Source organism: Cyanobium sp. ATX 6F1, from assembly GCF_024346315.1.
Taxonomy (GTDB): Bacteria; Cyanobacteriota; Cyanobacteriia; order PCC-6307; family Cyanobiaceae; genus ATX-6F1.
Window position 1 is genome coordinate 318,275 of sequence record NZ_JAGQCS010000002.1, and the last position, 17,142, is coordinate 335,416.

General features: G+C 65.9%; 19 protein-coding genes. 10 read left to right on the forward strand and 9 right to left on the reverse strand.

The features are described from left to right. The first annotated feature begins 17 nt into the window (after nucleotides 1–17). The 3 genes from KBZ13_RS04455 (at nucleotide 18) to KBZ13_RS04465 (ending at nucleotide 4,414) form a co-directional block, all read left to right on the forward strand. Nucleotides 18–1,094: an extracellular solute-binding protein gene (locus tag KBZ13_RS04455; protein WP_409995606.1), complete on the forward strand. Its 1,077-nt coding sequence runs from the start codon at nucleotides 18–20 to the stop codon at nucleotides 1,092–1,094. Nucleotides 1,095–1,125: 31 nt separating this feature from the next. Next, the gene (locus KBZ13_RS04460; protein ID WP_409995607.1) at nucleotides 1,126–2,688 is read left to right on the forward strand and encodes an ABC transporter permease; all 1,563 of its coding nucleotides are present in this window, start codon (nucleotides 1,126–1,128) and stop codon (nucleotides 2,686–2,688) included. A gap of 520 nt (nucleotides 2,689–3,208) precedes the next feature. After that, nucleotides 3,209–4,414 (forward strand): class I SAM-dependent methyltransferase, encoded by a 1,206-nt coding sequence (locus KBZ13_RS04465; protein WP_255006808.1) that lies wholly within the window; start codon nucleotides 3,209–3,211, stop codon nucleotides 4,412–4,414. 300 nt (nucleotides 4,415–4,714) lie between these two features. On the opposite strand, the gene KBZ13_RS04470 is transcribed toward KBZ13_RS04465, so the two are convergent. The 7 genes from KBZ13_RS04470 to KBZ13_RS04500 form a co-directional block, all read right to left on the reverse strand. Further along, nucleotides 4,715–5,311, reverse strand: a complete 597-nt coding sequence (locus KBZ13_RS04470; protein ID WP_255006821.1) for a Crp/Fnr family transcriptional regulator — start codon at nucleotides 5,309–5,311, stop codon at nucleotides 4,715–4,717. Nucleotides 5,312–5,640: 329 nt separating this feature from the next. Then, complete coding sequence (locus KBZ13_RS04475) at nucleotides 5,641–6,114, reverse strand: Fur family transcriptional regulator (protein ID WP_255006823.1); 474 nt, start codon at nucleotides 6,112–6,114, stop codon at nucleotides 5,641–5,643. A 15-nt stretch (nucleotides 6,115–6,129) separates the two neighbouring features. Then, nucleotides 6,130–7,233, reverse strand: a complete 1,104-nt coding sequence (locus tag KBZ13_RS04480; RefSeq protein ID WP_255006832.1) for a lysylphosphatidylglycerol synthase domain-containing protein — start codon at nucleotides 7,231–7,233, stop codon at nucleotides 6,130–6,132. Continuing rightward, entirely contained in the window at nucleotides 7,230–8,447 is a 1,218-nt protein-coding gene (gene larC, locus KBZ13_RS04485; protein WP_255006835.1) for a nickel pincer cofactor biosynthesis protein LarC, read from the reverse strand. The genes KBZ13_RS04480 and larC overlap by 4 nt, the downstream gene beginning before the upstream one ends. Before the next feature lie 10 nt (nucleotides 8,448–8,457). Next, nucleotides 8,458–9,159 (reverse strand): hypothetical protein, encoded by a 702-nt coding sequence (locus KBZ13_RS04490; protein WP_255006838.1) that lies wholly within the window; start codon nucleotides 9,157–9,159, stop codon nucleotides 8,458–8,460. Continuing rightward, nucleotides 9,156–9,878 (reverse strand): DUF554 family protein, encoded by a 723-nt coding sequence (locus KBZ13_RS04495; RefSeq protein WP_255006840.1) that lies wholly within the window; start codon nucleotides 9,876–9,878, stop codon nucleotides 9,156–9,158. Before KBZ13_RS04495 ends, KBZ13_RS04490 begins: the two co-directional genes overlap by 4 nt. A 1-nt stretch (nucleotide 9,879) precedes the next feature. Further along, a complete protein-coding gene (locus KBZ13_RS04500) occupies nucleotides 9,880–10,596 on the reverse strand; it encodes a hypothetical protein (protein ID WP_255006842.1) in 717 nt (238 codons plus the stop codon). Nucleotides 10,597–10,679: 83 nt separating this feature from the next. Here KBZ13_RS04500 and KBZ13_RS04505 point away from each other — a divergent pair, with 83 nt between their 5' ends. Continuing rightward, a complete protein-coding gene (locus tag KBZ13_RS04505) occupies nucleotides 10,680–11,543 on the forward strand; it encodes a hypothetical protein (protein ID WP_255006843.1) in 864 nt (287 codons plus the stop codon). Here the strand turns inward: KBZ13_RS04505 and KBZ13_RS04510 are convergent. After that, on the reverse strand, nucleotides 11,479–11,817 hold the full coding sequence (locus KBZ13_RS04510) for a hypothetical protein (protein WP_255006845.1): 339 nt from the start codon (nucleotides 11,815–11,817) through the stop codon (nucleotides 11,479–11,481). The genes KBZ13_RS04505 and KBZ13_RS04510 overlap by 65 nt on opposite strands. A 61-nt stretch (nucleotides 11,818–11,878) precedes the next feature. Between KBZ13_RS04510 and xth the strand changes: the two genes are divergently transcribed. Further along, nucleotides 11,879–12,715: an exodeoxyribonuclease III gene (gene xth / locus KBZ13_RS04515; RefSeq protein WP_255006848.1), complete on the forward strand. Its 837-nt coding sequence runs from the start codon at nucleotides 11,879–11,881 to the stop codon at nucleotides 12,713–12,715. Nucleotides 12,716–12,766: 51 nt separating this feature from the next. Continuing rightward, nucleotides 12,767–13,255, forward strand: a complete 489-nt coding sequence (locus KBZ13_RS04520; RefSeq protein WP_255006849.1) for a hypothetical protein — start codon at nucleotides 12,767–12,769, stop codon at nucleotides 13,253–13,255. 218 nt (nucleotides 13,256–13,473) lie between these two features. On the opposite strand, the gene KBZ13_RS04525 is transcribed toward KBZ13_RS04520, so the two are convergent. After that, nucleotides 13,474–13,827, reverse strand: coding sequence for a hypothetical protein (locus KBZ13_RS04525; protein WP_255006850.1), 354 nt, complete (start codon nucleotides 13,825–13,827; stop codon nucleotides 13,474–13,476). Nucleotides 13,828–14,280: 453 nt separating this feature from the next. Between KBZ13_RS04525 and KBZ13_RS04530 the strand changes: the two genes are divergently transcribed. The 4 genes from KBZ13_RS04530 to KBZ13_RS04545 all read left to right on the forward strand — a co-directional run bounded on the left by KBZ13_RS04530 (nucleotide 14,281) and on the right by KBZ13_RS04545 (nucleotide 16,960). Continuing rightward, entirely contained in the window at nucleotides 14,281–15,225 is a 945-nt protein-coding gene (locus KBZ13_RS04530; RefSeq protein ID WP_255006852.1) for a hypothetical protein, read from the forward strand. Nucleotides 15,226–15,323: 98 nt separating this feature from the next. Then, nucleotides 15,324–15,806: a lysozyme inhibitor LprI family protein gene (locus KBZ13_RS04535; RefSeq protein WP_255006854.1), complete on the forward strand. Its 483-nt coding sequence runs from the start codon at nucleotides 15,324–15,326 to the stop codon at nucleotides 15,804–15,806. Continuing rightward, nucleotides 15,799–16,176, forward strand: coding sequence for a hypothetical protein (locus tag KBZ13_RS04540; protein ID WP_255006856.1), 378 nt, complete (start codon nucleotides 15,799–15,801; stop codon nucleotides 16,174–16,176). The genes KBZ13_RS04535 and KBZ13_RS04540 overlap by 8 nt, the downstream gene beginning before the upstream one ends. A gap of 250 nt (nucleotides 16,177–16,426) precedes the next feature. Then, nucleotides 16,427–16,960: a hypothetical protein gene (locus KBZ13_RS04545; protein WP_255006857.1), complete on the forward strand. Its 534-nt coding sequence runs from the start codon at nucleotides 16,427–16,429 to the stop codon at nucleotides 16,958–16,960. The last annotated feature ends 182 nt before the right edge of the window (nucleotides 16,961–17,142 follow it).

Consider the following 17,142-nt stretch of genomic DNA (forward strand, 5'->3'; position numbering starts at 1 on the left):
TTCGGCCCCCTGCCTGAATGCTCCCTCCGCTGACTCCGCTGCGACCTGACTCCAGCGCTCGCAATCGGCTTCTGATCAGTCTTGCCCTGGTGGGAGCAGCCCTCGCCGGTGGCTTAGCAGTTCAGGCTCAGCAAGCGAGCGGCGGCGCCCCAGCCGCCGAGATCGGCGTCTACTCCGGCCGCCACTACAACACCGACAAAGAGCTCTACCGCCAGTTCACCGCACGCACCGGCATCAAGGTCAATCTGCTGGAGGCCAAGGATGACGCCCTGATCGAGCGCCTCAGGAGCGAGGGCAAGAACAGCCCCGCCGACGTGCTCGTGCTCGTGGATGCCGCCCGCCTGGAGAAGGCCACCTCCCTGGGGCTGTTCCAGAGCGCCCGCTCCGCCGCCCTGCTCAAAGACGTGCCCCTCAACCTGCGCGATTCCAAGGGCCGCTGGTATGGGCTCACCCGCCGGGTGCGCCTGGTGGTGGTCAACCCCAAGCAAGTGAAACCCGGAGCCATCCGCACCTACGCCGATCTGGCCAGCCCCGCCCTCAAGGGCAAGCTCTGCCTGCGCGATCGCAGGAGCGTCTACAACCAGTCGTTGGTGGCCGATCAACTGATCCAGCGCGGTGAGGCCGCCACCCGGCAGTGGATCAAGGCTCTGACGGCCAACGTCAGCCAGCCCTTCTTCAGCTCCGACACACCCCTGGCCCGGGCCGTGGCCAGCGGGGAGTGCGGCGTGGGAGTGGTGAACTCCTATTACGTCGCCCGGATGCTCACCGGCCAGGGTGGCGCCAGCGACCAGGCCCTGGCCCGCAACCTCAAGGTGGTCTTCCCCACCCCCGCCCACGTCAACATCAGCGGCGCCGGCGTCACCCGCCACGCCCGCAACCCCCAGGGGGCGATCCGGCTGATCGAATTCCTGGCCTCCCCCAGCGGCGGCAAGGGCTACGCCGAAGCCAACAACGAATACCCGCTCAAGGGCTATGGCAACAACGCCACCTTGAAGAGCTTTGGCCCCTTCAAGGCCGATGCCGTCACCGTGGAGCAGATGGGGGCGAAGAACCGCGCCGCCGTCGAGCTGATGGAGGCGGGGGGCTGGAAGTAGGGCTCCTAAACTGAGCTTTACCTCAGTGTCCATGGCAGCCGCTGGCAAGGCTCTAGCAGGGGTCGAACCCAGCCGGGAGAGGCCCAGCCGGGGGGTGCTGGCCGGGGGCGTTCTGTTGATCTGCGGCCTGGCCCTGGCCCCGATCGCGATGCTGATCGGCTTCACCGCCCTGGGCTCCGGGCCCGCCGCCCTGGCCCTGGGGGCCGATGGCCGCGAGCAGCTGCTCAACACCGTGGCCCTGGTGGCGGCCGTTGGTGCCCTGGGCGCCCTGCTCGGCACCGCCAATGGCTGGCTCACCGCCTGCTGCCGGTTTCCCGGGCGCCGCTGGCTGCGGATCGCCCAACTGCTGCCGCTGGCCACCCCCGGTTACCTGCTGGCCGCCACCTTGATCGACCTGGGCAGCCAATGGCAGCTGCGCGTCCACGGGCTGGGTTGGACCGTGCTGGTGCTGACCCTGACCACCTACAGCTACGTGTTTCTGCTGGCAACCGAGAGCTTTTCGGCGAGCGGCCAGCGCCAACTGGAGGCCTGCCGCAGCCTCGGGGTGGGCCCCTGGGGCAGCTTCGCCCGGGTGGCCCTGCCGATGGCGCTGCCCTCGATCGGGGCGGGGATCGCCCTGGCCGGCATGGAGGTGGTGAATGAGCTGGGGGCCGTGGAACTGCTGGGGGTGCCGACCCTCTCGAGCGGCATCCTGCAGCGCTGGCAGGGGGAAGAGGATCCGCGTGGCGCCGTGGGCCTGGCCCTGTTTGCCCTGGTGATTGTCAGCCTGCTGGTGGGGGCTGAACGCCAGCTGCGCGGCCGCAGCCGCCGCTGGGCCCTGGCCCACGGGGGCGATGCCCCCCAGCGCTGGCCCCTGGGGGGTTGGCGCACCCTGGCGGCCCAGACCCTGACCCTGCTGCCCCCGCTGGCCACCCTGGGGCTCCCCCTGCTCTGGGCCGCCCTGAGCTGGGACCAACTCCAGGGGGAATCGGCCGCTGAGCTGCTGGGGCTGAGCCTGCGCAGCCTGGGGCTGGCCCTGGCGGCCGCGGGGATCACCGTGGGCAGCGCGCTGCTGCTGTCGATCGCCCGCCGCTGGCTGCCCTCGCCGCTGCTGCAGCGGCTCAGCTTTGCCGCCGGCATGGGCTATGCGGTGCCGGGCACCGTGCTGGCCCTGGCTCTGATGCTGATCGGCGGGCCGCTGGCCCTGAGCCCCCTGCTGCTGCTGCTCTGGGGCTATGGCGACCGCTTTCTGGCGGTGGCCAAGGGCGGGCTCGATGCGGCCCTCGAGCGCCTTCCTCCCAGCGTCGATGAAGCCGCCACCGGCCTGGGCTGCAGCTGGCCCCAGGTGTTGGCCCGGGTGCACCTGCCGCTGTTGAAGGAGCCCCTGCTGGTGGCGGGCCTGCTGGTGTTCGTCGACACGGTCAAGGAGCTGCCGCTCACCTTCGCCCTGCGCCCCTTCGACTTCGACACCCTGGCGGTGCGGGTGTTCCAGTACGCCAGTGATGAGCGTGTGGGGGCGGCGCTGCTGCCGGCGCTGCTGATCCTGCTGCTGGGGCTGGCGGCCTCGCTGGCGCTGGTGCCCAGCCTGGAATCAGGCCGCCGCCAGGGGGGCTGAGACCACCAGTTCCGGGGCCAACCGCAGGCCGCTCTCACCCGCGGGGGCCGACCTGCTGGCTCCCCCCTTCTGAAGGCGGAAGCGTTCATGATCAACCACTCAACGCCCGGGAGGCTGTTATGAAGCAGGGTTCATTGAACGTCCACTCAGCTCTTCTTGCTGGGGTTCATTCCCGATCGATGAGTGCATCCGGCTGATGTTGTCAGCCATGGCCATCAAGCCGGCTCGGATCGACTGAATATCATGACCCCGCATCAGTTTGAGAGTCAGGGTCCGCAACAGGGCAAGTACCTGGATCAATACGCCGTCGCGCTTCAGAATTCCGTTTCTGATCAGCGATCTGAACAAGCGCCCACCGCCGGAGTGGGGCTTGTATATATTTGAAACGATGGCCTCCAACTTATTGCATTTGCTGTCAAGTTATCCTATCGATCCAGTAGAGAATGGGCCCCGCTGAACCGTCCCTCTCTACTTATTTCTTTTCAAGTCGGCCCAACTTGATCCCATCGCAGCTCCCTCCATGCAGCCAACAAACATGGTTGATCTCAGTTTAAAAGTTCATGGGCAGCGGACCCCAGAAACTGATCAAACGAAATCAGGCGCTGTCGAAACGGGCCTGCAGCGCTACCTACCTTTGGTAGGAGATGTGACCCGCAAGCACCCTATCGCCTATCACGCCACACGAGCTGCCACCCGTGTTGTGAATGCCGTACAAATGGCCGTGGGCGAATCCTACGCGAACGGACTGGAACTTCCCGATCCAGTCCTGAAGGCACTGTTTGATACAAGCATGCCGTTCTTCTTTAAGTATGTGCCTGCTCTACTTGCCCCCTATGAGTGGGTGTTGCAGGAAACCGACCAAGTGGCGGAAGGCTCGAAGGATCTGATGAAGATCCAATATGACCTACCACAGGGAATGCTCAATACAATGCTAGGCAACGGCAAAGTGATTTATCCCAAATACAGCATGGGCCTTTGGGACAAAGGGGCCGCTGATCTCGAGCAATCTCAGATACAGATGATTGATGACATCATAGAAAAATTAGATATCAAAGATGGCGATAACATTCTCGACTTTGGCTGTGGCTGGGGATGCATCCCTAATTATATCCTATCAAAGTTTCCCAATGTCAGAATGACCGGGATTAATCTCAGCCATCATCAGTGCGAGTTTATACGTCAACGCATGCAGGATCCGCAAAGTCATCTGGCATCGGGTCGCTTCACCCTCGTCGAAGGCGACCTGAATGATCCATACTTTGAAGAGAAGTTTGATAATATTCTTTCCATTGGCGTTTTTTGCCATGTTGGCAACCTCACCAATGCCTTTGCGAAGCTGGCTTCCTTCTTAAAGCCAGGTGGCAAGTTCTTCCTTCATATCATCACCGTACGCACACCGAATAACATTTCCAGCGCCTTTACGCACAAGTATATTTTCCCCCACGGGCGCTACTGGAATTACGATGCCGTTCCAAGCCACAACAGAAATCTGAAGACTGTCCAGCGCTGGTACATGAATGGTAATAATTACTCGCGTACATTTGCAGAGTGGTTGAAGAATTTTGACGCCCACATTGAAACCAACAAAGATTTAAACTATGGCGCCATGGACTTCTCCCGATTCCGGCGTATTTGGCGTTTTTATCTAATCTGGTTTGTTTCAAACTTTGCCAGCTGTGATGGCGAGATCAATGGCAACGGCCAATTTCTCTTGACCCATAACTAGGGCTTGATAAAAATCCCAAAAGCTATCCAAGTAGCCATGTGCTTGGAAGAAACTGTCTCGCTGTCAAAGCTGCAAACGCGCAAGATTGGCCTCGGACTGGCATATTAAATAATCAATATCCAGCCTGCCCTCTTCAGTGGCTTGAGCAGCAACAGCAGGAAATAATCCAGGCAAAGAGAGAATAACCCAGCCAAACATAACCAAGAGTCTTTCCGACACTTGTCACATAAAGAGCCATTGAGATCACGCCTTCAGTGTCTCAATCAGTTTCGTGATGATCTGACTATCACCTGACTCCGCTCAGCCGACCGCCAGGGGGGCTGAGGCCACCAGTTCCGGGGCCAGCCGCAGGCCGTTCTCTCCGGCGGGGGCCTCCAGCAACCTGGCCTGGCGGATCTTCGAAATCAGCCGGGTGCTGGTGACCCGGGTGGTGCCGATCAGTTCACCGATGCGCTCGTGGGTGAGTCGGAACGGCAACTCGCACCAGACGCCGCAGCGGCGCCCGAGCCGGCGCACCAACAGGGAGAGCAGGGCATGGAGCCGCTGATCGGCGGAGCCCAGGTGACGGATGCGCAGCAGTTGCAGGGTCCACTCGTTGACCGGATCGAAGCCGTCTGAGGCCAGGGGCTCGGCATCGCTGCGAAAGACCAGGGGCGTGAGCGCTTCGACGCAGACGCCTTCACTGCAAAGACGATCGGTGCGCAGCTGGTCGCCCGGCTGCAGGAAGGCCAGGGTCATGCCCTCGGTTTCCTCGCAGGGGCAATAGACCCGGGCCACCCCTTCGAGCACCTCGATGCAGCTGCCGGAAGGCCGCAGGGCGGGATCCAGCAGCACGGTCTGGCCGACGGGCATGCGTACGGCAGGGGCGGGTTGATCGGGCAGGAAACGGAAGCTCATCGGTGGGGACGGGCAGGCCCCAATGGGCCCTGTTGCGAATGACTCTCAACCTAAACAAGTATGGAGCGCTTTGCAAGCGATTCTCAATAGCAAGATTGGATCGCCTCAGCGGGGCCGCCTGTGATCCAAGGACCGAGGGGCTGTGCGATCGGATGCACGCTTCCGTGTGATCCGTCGGGGCCTCGCCATGGGAACCCCCCAGGCTGAACCCACGTTCTTCCAAAACAGCATGGTTCGCCTGCACGGAGACCGCTCCAGCCTTCTGGCCGCCCTCGCCGCCGAATGGGCCGATCAGCAGCTGCAGCTGCCAGGCTCCCGCTGGCCTGAGCTCAGACCTGCTCCGCCGCGGCGCAGGGGGGACAGAGCCCCCGCACGTTGAGCACGCATTCCAGCAACCGGAAGCCATGGCCGGCGGCCGCCTGCTCGCCGGCGCTGAGCACCGCGGGGCTCTCGAATTCCTCGGTGCGGCCGCAGCGCACGCAGACCAGGTGGTGGTGGTTGCGGTGGGTGTCGCTTGCCAGCTCGAAGCGCCGGCCCCCTTCTGGCAGCTCCAGCTCCTGCAGCAGTCCGAAGGAACTGAGCAGCCGCAAGGTGCGGTAGACGGTCGCCAAAGAGACGCGCCCGTCGGAGCGAATCAGACGCTGGTGAACCTCCTCGGCGCTCAGATGGCTGCCTTCGCCGATGCGCTCGAACAGTTCCAGCACCCGTTGACGCTGGGGGGTGAGCCGCCGTCCACGGTCATGCAGGTTGGTGCGCAGGGCGTGGTCCGGCGGTGGGGGGCCGGCGCCGGGGATGGCAGACATTTCTCAAGAGTAGGCCTAATTGCGATTAAGCGGCCAACCCGGCGCAGGGGTCTGGGCCATCCAGCGCTGGTCGAGCTGGGCCGTGCCCGCCGCCAGCAGATCCGCCACCACGGTCACCAGCCGGTAGCTGAGGGCGACCGCCAGCAGGGGTCCTTCGGGCAGCTCAAGCCCCAGGCGCAGCAGCAGGGTGGCTTCGAACACCCCGAGCCCCCCCGGCGCCCCGGGCACCACCAGTCCGGCGGTCCAGGCCAGGGCAAAGCCCGCCAACCAGTGGCCCCAACCCAGGGAAAGCTGTTGATCAAAAGCCAGCACACAGCAGGCGAAGCCTCCGAAGCGCAGCAACACGAACACCAGCTCCGCCAGCAGAGGCGCGAGGGGATAGCCGCGCAGGGCTGGCGCGGTTGCCTCAGCCCCCTGCTGGTTCGCCAGCTCCAGCTTCAGGGCCCCATCCTCCGGAAACCGGGCGCTCAGCTGGGCCAGGCGCCGCCGCTCCAGGGCCCCCAGCAGGGGCCGGAACCAGCGGGGCGCCAGGGCCAGCAGCGGCAGCAGGGCCAGCAGCGCCAGCCGATCCGCCCCCTGCAAGGGCCACAGGCCCAGGGGCACCAGGGCCAGGGCCGCCGCCGCCATCAGCACCGGATCGAGCAGCACCGCCAGCACCGCTCGATGGGCGGGCAGGGGGCTGGCGGTGACGACGCCACCGCCGCGCAGGGCCTGGATCCGCTGCACCAGGTGCCAGATGCCGCCGGGCAGGTATTTGCGCAGGTTGCTGGTCAGAAACAGCAGCACCGTCGCCCCCCAGGCGGGGGTCAACCCCAGCCAGCGCAGGCAGATCCCCCAGGCCAGCCCATTGGCCACCAGGCTCAGCAGGCTCACCCCAACCCCCAGCAGCAGCCAGGCCCAGCCCTGGCCATCGAGGGAGAGCTGGGCCAATTGGCGGCCGTTGTTGAGCAGCGCCGCGAGCACGAAGCCCAGGCTCGCCAGCGCCACCCAGAGGCGGGATCCGCCCGGCAGAGGCGGAAGCTTCGGCAAGTGTGGCTGGAACAGCCAGTGGCGCTCCCTTAGCCAGCGGCGAAGGCTTTGCCAGCGGCGCTGGATCAACCCGATGGCAGGGCCCGTCATGACCTCTCCTCGCTGGCCCAGGCCGCCTGCACCGCCGCGCGCAGCTGCTGCAGCGAAAGGCCGTGGCGGCGGGCCAGCTGCGCGAGATCCTCATACTCCGGCTTCATCGAGCGGCGCCCCTGGGGGCTGAGCGCCTCCTTGATCCGCACCGGGCCCCAGGCGGTGGCCAGGCTGCGGCTGCGGCGGGGCAGGCTCCAGCGCTGCTGGAGCTGTTCGCGCACCCCCAGGCTGCTGCCGTGGGCCCACCAGACCTTGCGCAGAGCCCCGGCGCGATCGGGCGGCACCAGCACGCTGATCAGCGCCGCCGGGCGCCCCTTTTTCATCGCGATCGGCTGGCTGAACACCTCCAGGGCCCCAGCACCACGAAGCTCCTCGATCAAGAAGGCCAGATCCTCGGGGCTGGCGTCATCCACCTGGGCCTGCTGCAGAACCAGGGGCTGGAGGATCTCGCCGCCACCCGGCCCAGGGCTTGAAAGAGCGGGGCTGGGCTCGGCCAGCCAGAGGCGCAGCAGGTTGGGGCGATCGAGGCGGCGGCTGCCCAGACCAATGCCCACCCGCAGGGGCACCAGGGCCGGAGGCGCCGCGAAGCGACTCGCCCAGGTGGCCATCAGGGCCAGGCCCGTGGGGGTGGTGAGCTCTCCGGCGGGGAACCCTTCGCTGCTGGCCAGGGGCACGGCGGCGCGGGCCGCCAGCTCCAGCACCGCCGGGGCGGGCAAAGGCAGCACCCCGTGGGCGGTGCGCACGGTTCCATGGCCGGCCGGCGGCGGCGCGCAGATCAGCTCGTCAACGCCGAAGTGCAGCAAGCCGGCACAGACCCCGACCACATCGACGAGGGCATCGATGGCACCCACCTCATGGAAATGCACCTGCTCGGGCCGGTGGCCGTGCACCGCCCCCTCCGCCTCCGCCAACCGGGTGAACACCGCCAGCACCCGAGCGCGCAGGTTGCCGTCCAGGGGGCTCGCCTCCAGCAGGGCCTTCAGTTCACCCCAGTGGCGATGGGGTGGCTGCGCCTCCAGGGCCTCCACGGTCAGCGCCAGGCCCCGCAGCCCGCCGCTGGAGCCCTCCTGCCACTGCAGCCCGTAGGCCCCCGCCAGACCCAGCTGGGCCAGGGGCTCCTCCACCCGCTCCCGGGGCAGGCCCAGGTCGAAGAGGGCCGCCAGCAGCATGTCCCCCGCCAGGCCGGTGGGGCAATCGACGTAAGCCAGGGTCATGGGGCCAGCCTCATGGCGCCAGGGCCGCGGGCCTCAGCACGGTGGGGGCACCCGCCAGCAGCCGCTCGGCCTCCGCCTCCAGCCGGCCCGCCTCCCGCCGCAGCCACTGCTCCACCTCCCGCCGGGCCCGGCGCTGCTCCATCTGGGCCGTGGCCACGTCGTAGCCGGAAAGCCCCCAGAGGCGCCCGAGCAGCGCCCGGTCATCGGCGCCACCCCGGGCGCTGCCGTAGTGCAGTTCCTCGGCCACCATGCCGGCCTGGAGCATGCGGCTCCAGCGGCGCAGATCCTCAGCGGGCAACTTGGCCGCCGCCGGGAGTTCGAAGGCGGTGCTGCCATTGCAACGCAATCCGGCCCGTAGGCAGGCCAGGCTGCCCACCAGCACCTGAACCACCGTGAGGCCGTTCTCGGCCGCCACCAGGGCATGGGCCGCTTCATGCAGGGCGATGCGCCGCAGGCGGGCGCGGCCGCCGGGCAGGGCTTCCGCCAGCAGGTGGCCGCCCAGGCCCCCGAAGCGGGCGGCGTCGAGGCTGAGGGCCCCCAGGGCGGCGGCCGCCCCCAGGGCGATCGGCGCTGGGCCCAGCCCCACCAGGGGCCCCAGCAACGCCGCGAGGGTGAAGCCCCCCACCGCCAGACCCGCCCGCAGGGGAAGACCGTCATCGCCCAAGGCAGAAACCCCCTGCGCCGCCGGGCTGATGGGATCGGGGCCGTTCATGTGAGCGCGGCCCCCACCAGGGGCGCCAGGACCAGCGCCGGCAGGGCCTCGGTGACGCTCGGATGGGGCAGTTCGAGCAGATCGAGGGCCAGGGCCAGCACCAGCAGCCCCCCCACCGCCGCCGTGAACAGCACCGGCGGTGCGGTGGCCGGATCCGGCAGGCGCGCGGCCAGCAGCGCCCCCACCCCGGAAAGGGAGAGCTGCACCACCAGCAACGGCAGCACCACCCAGGCCAGGGCCACCCCGGCGCTGGTGGCCAGCACGGCGGCGCTGATGCCATCGAGGGCCGCCTTGACCAGCAGCAGGTCGGGATCGCCGAGGGCCCCGTTGCGCAGGCAGCCCACCACGGTCATCGGTCCGACGCAGAAGAGCACGAAGGCCCCGCCCACCAGCTCTGGATCACCAGGGCCGCTCGCCTGCGGGCGCCCGTTCAGCAACCGCGCCAGGCGCCGGTCCAATCCCAGGGCAGCCCCCAGGGCCGAGGCCAGCACCAGCACCAGCAACGCCGGCGCCAGGGCCGGCAGGGGCCCGAGCCGCAGATGAAACAGGGGCTGAACCATCTGCAGGCCCAGCACCAGGGTCACCACACCAATCCAACGGCGCCAGTGGCGGCGCAAGCCCTCGCCGAGGGATCGGCCCAGACGGGCGCCCAGGAGGGAGCCCAGCAGAACGGTGAGCCCATTGATCCAGGTGCCGCTGGTGGCTGCCCAGAGCCCCATCTCAGCGGCCCGGCCGGCTGATCGCGTTGCGGTGGGGACCACTGCGGGAGCCGTCACGGGCGGGGCCCCGGTCGCCCTTGCCCTTCGCCTTGCCGCCCCGGTTACCCCGCTGGGGCATGGGGGCGATCACCTCGCAATGCTCCAGGTGCAGCTGCTGGCCCTGGCGGCGCAGGTCGAGGGCGACGAAGTGGCGCAGGTGCTCCATGGGCACCGTCCCCTTGAGCTGGAGCTTGAAGGGGGTGGGGCGGCTGCCGTCGGGGCGGGGCATCTGGCGCACCTTGATCACCAGATCGGAGCTTTCCGGGCGGGTGTAGATCAGTTCCCCGCGCACCGAGAAGTAGTCATCGCCCTCGGGCAGGGCATCGGTTGCCGTGGCTGCCGTTGCGGTGGCGTCGGTTGCGGGGACCTCAGTTGCTGCCGCCTCTGCCGCCGCCAGGGTGCTCGGTTCCCACACCCCCACCATCTGCAGGTGGAGAAAGTCGGCTTCGCGAAAACGGGGGTACACCACCCAGAGGTGGGGCTGCCCCAGATCCAGGTGACGCCGCATCAGGTTCAGCACCCGCCCCAGCACCACCGCTTCGATCCGAGCGCCGTCGTCGGTGTGGATGTGGCCCCGGGTGAGCTGCTCGGCGTCATCGGGGACATAGCGCCCCCGGACCACGCCGATGGCCCGGTACTGCAGCGGTTCGGTGACCGGGGAAATCGGATGGTGACGCATGGTCTCTGGGGGCAACCCTTGGCCCAGGGGTCAATGTAGTCCCGCTCCCTTGCCCCAGACTGGCCCCCAACCACACCCAGGCCATGGCCCCGCGCACGCCCCCCGGCTCCGGCACCGGACCGCGACTCAGCCTGAGTCTGGGGGTGCTGATCGTGGCCCTCGCTGGGATCTGCCTGGCCGGAGGCTGGTGGCTGGGCCAGCGCTCGGCGGGTGCCAGGGGGCCCTTGCCCACCCAGATCGCCCTGCAGCACCAGGCCCGGCAACTGCAGCGCTCCATCGACCAGGGCCGGGCCAGCGAAGCGGAAAAGGAACGGCTGCTGCAGATCCTGCTGGCCCTCGAGCAGAAGCCCGAGGCCACCAAATTGCTGGAGCGGCTGGCGGACCAGAACCCGGAGCGCTGGCCGCTGCGGTTGTTGCTGGCAGAGCTGCGCCGCGATCAGAACGACCGCGCCGGGGCCGAGCGGGAGGTGCGCCAGATCCTCAACCTCTCCCCCGGCCGCATGGAGGCCCTGCAACTGCGCACCTTGCTGCAGCTGGAGCAGGGACGCGGCGGCGAGGCCCAGGCCCAGCTCCAGGCGGCCTTCCTCAAGGCCAACACCGCCCCGGTCTCGGCGAATGCATTGCCGCTGGGATTGCTGCTGGCCGACCTGCTCCAGCGCCAGAAGCAGGGGGGCGCCGCCGAAGCGCTCTACCGCAAGCTGGCGGCGGACCACCCCAGGGACCCGAGGCCACTGCTGGCGATGGCCTTGCTCAAGCAGGAGGCCGGCGACACCAAGGGGGCCCAGAACTTCCTGGCCCAGGCGCGGGAGCGCAGCCCTGACAAGGACGACCCACGGCTGGATCAGGTGGCCACCGACTGGGGTCTGGCGCCCCTGCGGGCCCTTAAGGTCCCTTCAGCTTTGTCCCCGAAGCCGAAGCCGGCGGATTCTGGGCCTCCAAAGCCCTGAGGGCCTGGTCCACCGCGTCCCCGGGAGGGGTGGCATCGTCCATGGCCGCCCCCTTGCGCAGGGTGTTGATCAGGTCGCCGGGGTTCTTGGCATCAAAGATGGTTTTTGGCTTGCCGTTGCCGGGGCCGTAATCCAGGAACTGCTCCTCCTGCGTCGATTTGCCGCCGTAGGGATTGTTGGCCTGGGCCAGCGCCGCCGTGGTGGACACCGCCATGGCCAGGGAAGCCATGAGGGTGGCCCCGCCCATCGCGAGAACTGTTCGGTTGCGCCCCATCGCCCTTAATGCCGAGATGGAACGATGCTAGGTGGCTCCAACCGAGAAGCGGTCGAAGCGCATGCGCATCGCCACCTGGAACGTGAACTCGGTGCGCAGCCGCCTTGATCAGCTGGTGGAGTGGCTTCAGCAGGAGCGCCCCGATGTGGTCTGCCTGCAGGAGACCAAGGTCGAAGACGGCAGCTTCCCTGCCGAGAGCTTCACCGCCCTGGGCTACGAGGTCGTGATCAGCGGCCAGAAGGCCTACAACGGCGTCGCGATCCTCAGCCTGCACCCGCTCGAAGACGTGCGCATCGGCTTTGCCGCCCTGTTGCCAGGTGACGACGAAGCCGAAGCTCTCGGGGAGCAGAAGCGCGTGATCAGTGCCCGCATCGAAGGGGTGCGCGTGCTCAACCTCTACGTGCCCAACGGCTCCGCGTTGAGTTCAGAGAAGTACGTCTACAAGCTCCGCTGGCTGAACTGCCTGGGGCGCTACCTGAACGCCCTGGAGCAGGAGGGCGATCCCCTCTGCATGGTGGGGGACTTCAACATCGCCCTGGAGGATCGCGACCTCCATGACCCGAAGCGGCTCACGGGCGGGATCATGGCCAGCGAGGCCGAACGCGCGGCGTTGACGGGCGCCCTGAACGGGCGCTTGAGCGATGTGTTCCGTGTCTTCGAACCAGCGAGCGGCCACTGGAGCTGGTGGGACTACCGCAGTGGCGCCTGGGACCGGGACCGGGGCTGGCGCATCGATCACATTTACCTCTCGGAAGACCTGTTGGTGTGGGCCACGGGCTGTGTGATCCACAAGGCCGTGCGCGGCAACGACAAGCCCAGCGACCATGCCCCGGTGGTGGTGAACCTGCAGCTCCCCGAAGAGGAGGAACATGAGGAGGGTGGCTACGGAGGCTATTGACCGGGGCTGGGGTCTATCCGCCATAGGGTGCACCCACCGGAGCCACGCAGCATGACCACATCAACGAACCAACGGACAGGGGCGGGCCGCAGGGGAGTGGCTGGTCTGATCGCAGCCATCGCTCTGGGCACCGCCCTCCCCGCCCAGGCCCAGACCTGCACCTTCCTCCAACCACTGGGCGGCGGCCCGGATCCCGTGGTCGCCAAACAGGTGGGCCCCGGCCGGCTGCTGGGACGCACCAACTGGAACACCGATTTCGTCGTTGATCGGCCGTTCAGCAGCTACCGCTTCTTCTTCACGGCCACCTCCACCGACAAGGCCACCTATCCGGTCCAGGGATTCATGATCTTCACCGACCGGGACAGCCTGCGCCTGTTCAATGTCAACCTGACGCCCCCGCAGGGCACCGGGCGGATGTTCGGCCCCTTCCCCTCAATCCCCGGGCGGCGCACGAGCCTGATGAACTTCAAGATCGGTGCCAGCACCCAGCCCGGCGCCCTCGGCTTCAGTTACCGGATTTCGGTGCAGGGTTGCAACTGAAGCCCAGTTGCTTAAGGCCGTCTGCCAGTTGGCCTACGGCGCAGCATCCTGAACGGAAGCAAACCTCGGCCCATCGAAAGCCATGCGCCCCCTCTGGCAACGGCTGCTCGGGGCAAAGGCTCTCAGCATCCGGCGAACTTCAGCTCAGACCATGCCCTTGCGGGGGGGGGGGGGATTTGCGTCGGAAAAAACAGGCTCAGGATCTGCGCAACCGAGTCCTAATCGTCATGCTTTTCGTAATGCTTGTTGCCGTAGGATCGGTTCTGCCCCTTGTACTTGCGGTAGGCGGGCACATAGGTCCGTTCATACCAATTGTTGTTCACAAAATAAACAGGCCGGTTGCACAATCCGTAGTTTGAGCAATACCCCGACCAGTTTCGAGCCTGCCATGGAGGCACATTCACATACACAGGCTGGGCGCCATAGCCATAGGCCGGCGAGCGCTCGATGATCACAGGCTGCTGGTACAGCACCACCGGACGGGGGTAGTAGTCACCCATCTCCACCCTTCCGTAATAGTCGGGCTGGCCGAAATTGAGCGAGAAATTGACCTGGGCGACCGCAGGAGCCATCAGCAACGCTGGCCACGCGGCGAGCCATCGAATGTTCATGCGATTTCTCCTGAATCCGGGCCTGAGCAGGCCATGCCGCCCCAAGCCCTGAGCGATCCAAGCGTAGGAAGGTCCCCCAGCGCCGGCCCTGTCACCAGCGCCCGAAGCAATGACCAGATGTGTTCAGGAGCTTCCAGGAAGCTGGCGCCACCGGGCGGAACCCGTGCTGGGCCCTGCCCAAGTCCGGGCTCTGGGCTTCCCGTGCCCCCGGCCGGGTGGGGCGGCGGTTGTCGGTGGCGGCGCCGATGCGGTAGATGACTGCGGGAATCAGGAGTGACGGTGCGGCGGCCGGTGCTTTTCTGCGCGAAACAGAACTCCCTCCGTCAATTTTCAGGGCCTTTGGTACGGGCACCCGACGAAGCAGAACAAATGTTGGGCTCCCAAGGCCCTGCTGATCGGTGCAGCCGTAGGCACATGGGCTCTGTTGGCGATGGCGCCGGTCTCTTCGGCACAGCCGGCCAGGAAGTCCCAAAAACCGAAGATTCAACGGCCCCCGCAGCAGCTGCTCCCACCGCGGCCTCCCCCTGGGCGGGAACGACCGAGCTCTACGGCTTTTTACCGCTTCGCACCACCGGGACCACCACCGTCAGAGGCTTCAGCACCGACCTGGATCTGGACCTCGGTCAGGTGCTGAGGCCCCTGACGGGAGCGGCCTACTTCCGGGGCAGCCTTGAACATGGCCGCCTCGGACTGCTCACCGACATCAGCTACGTCTCGGTCAAGAGTCAAGAGGGCACGCTGCGGAACATCAAGACGCGCAGCATCGAAGGCGCTCTCGGTCAGCGCAGCCTCACCCTCACCCCTGACTGTCAGGCCAGCCTGAACGCCAGTGTCGGAAACATCCAGGGCATCTACGACCTGGCCCTGCGCTACCGCTTCGGAGACCGCGAAACGGCCGTGGCCCGCGCCGGCAGTTTCAGCGTCATCCCCTACGCGGGTCTGCGGATCGTCAACATGCAATACGACCTGGAGCTGGAAGCCCAGGGACCTGGCCGGACCCTGACGTTTAAGGGGCCGAGCCTGGAGAAGTCCGTGACGCTGCAGGGGTTGAATCTTCAGCGGCAACAGTCCTTCGGCGGCACCGTGGTCCAACCCCTGATCGGCACCCAGGCGATGGTGTTTCTCTCTCCCCGTCTGAGGCTCTTCGCCCGCGGCGACCTCGGCGGCTTCGGTGTGAACAATGCCGATGAATACTCCTGGAACACCCAGGTGGGCGTTGGCTATGCGCTCGGGAACTCCACCCAGATGAATCTCTCCTGGCGCTACATGCACCTGGGCGGCACCAATGGGGCCACCCCCGAAAATGCCTACAGCGTCAACCAAAATGGCATCGAAGCCGGGGTGAAGTTCTTCTTCTGAATCGGTCCTTGATTACGGGCGACGGATCGGGCCGGTGGTTTGAGGGTCAGAATTGAACCAGCTGATCTCATTCGTGAGGCGAGGATCGCCTTGAAGTGATGACCCCGTTACGCCCACCGGCACGGACGCCGCTGCAACAAGCCTTCTGGTCCATGGGCAGGTGGCCGCTGCCAGTTCTGCCGCTGCTTTTGGCAGGGGTCTTCAGCACTCTCGGCGCCCAGGCGATACCTCCGCCACCGGAGTCCTTCGATGGGGAGACGATCCGCTGTCAGCGCGCGGGCAGCGCCGCCACGGTGCTGATCTGTCGGGATGCCGAACTGACGGCCATCGACGCGCAGCTGCGCCAGGCCTTTCGCCACCTGCGGGACGATGCTTCCCTCAAGCAGCCAGAGCGCGAGGCCCTGATGGAGGATCAGCGCCGCTGGGTGGAAACCATGGACCAATGCTGGAGGGCTCAGGAGAACATGCGGTCCTGTGTGAAGGCCAGCCAGCAGCAACGGTTGCGTCAGTTGGAGTCGTTGGCGATGCAACGGCGGTTGATGCCAGGAACCAATGATGGAGGCAAGGGGTGTCATGGGTGACCAGGCCACCAGAGTGGTCTGCGCGTTTGCCGCCATCACGAGCCTGATCATCGTCTGTGCTCGCTCGCCCGGATTGCAAGGCATCGATCTTCCCTTTCTGGCCTTGGTTGTTGCACCCTTTCTGCTGCTTGGCTTGATGGCTGGAAGCGTTCGTGAGCGCAGCTCGGACGCAAGAGTTCTTTTCATCCTCACACTGTTTCTTGCGCTGGGGGGTACGTTCCTTCTGGCTCTCCATGCCCCAATCCCAAACACAGGGCCCGAGCCTGGGCTAGCGCAAAGCGTGGTAATGATTGGCGTACCGTTGCTGCAGTTGATCGCCGTGATCCTGCTAGGTTTGATCCTCCGCTTGAGGAGAATGTTGGCTTCATAAAATGGCTTTCATTTTTTTTTGCGTCAGAATGTTGAGAGGTGAGTTCATTCCGAAGTGATTCAGTCATTGCCCGGACAACTTCGTCTCGTCGGGAGGGCTCATTGACCATCAGCCAAGGAGATGTACCAGTTCCACAACCGAGAACCGGACCGAAACCAAGAAGGGGTACGATGCAAAAATAATGTCAATACAAAGAGTGTTGATGAAACGACTCCAGACCCTCACTGCCTCTCTGCTGAGTCTTGCTTCTGTGGCCCTCGCTGCACCAGCGCTGGCCGACACTGTCGATGCTCGCTGCGATGTTTTTCCCGCAGGTGACGACAAGGCCACCTCCTCGGGGCTGTGTACCTTTTCCCAGCGCCAGGGCTTCGTGAGCATTCAGCTCAAGGGCGGCCAGACGATCGAGCTCAAGCCCAACGAGAGCACGCCCAACGCCTTCTTTGATGAGCGTGGTGAGCCTGCCAAGCGCGAGATGCTGGAGGCCAATCGCGGACAGGTTTACCGGCTGGAAAAACAGTCGATCTTCGTCTTCTGGGATACGGCCCCCTACTCCAAGGGCGCCCCCAGCGGCAGCTCCGCTCCCGTCAGCGGGGCCTCCATGGCAAAACCGCCCGAGATTGTCACCCTCCTGTTGGGCATCCGTCAGGTGAAATTTGACGGCGCCTGTCGGGTCAATTTCAACAAGGCCGGGAAGACCTTCAGCAAAACCTCTGCCTGTGACGCGGCCCAGGTGGGTGTCGCGGAGGACGCCATTCGGCGCTATTTCCGTGAACAGGGGCTCTGAAGCTCTGACCCATTGATGATGAGCTCAGCCGCGACCATATCAGGACCGTTCAACGGGCCAGGGTTCGTTTCGCCGTTCTGAAAGCTCTTACAAATTGGGAACTTCCTTTCGCTCCGAACCGTGTTCAGACGGTGGCCCAAAAGATCAGCTGACGACTGGAATGAGCACGGAGACAGCAGGAG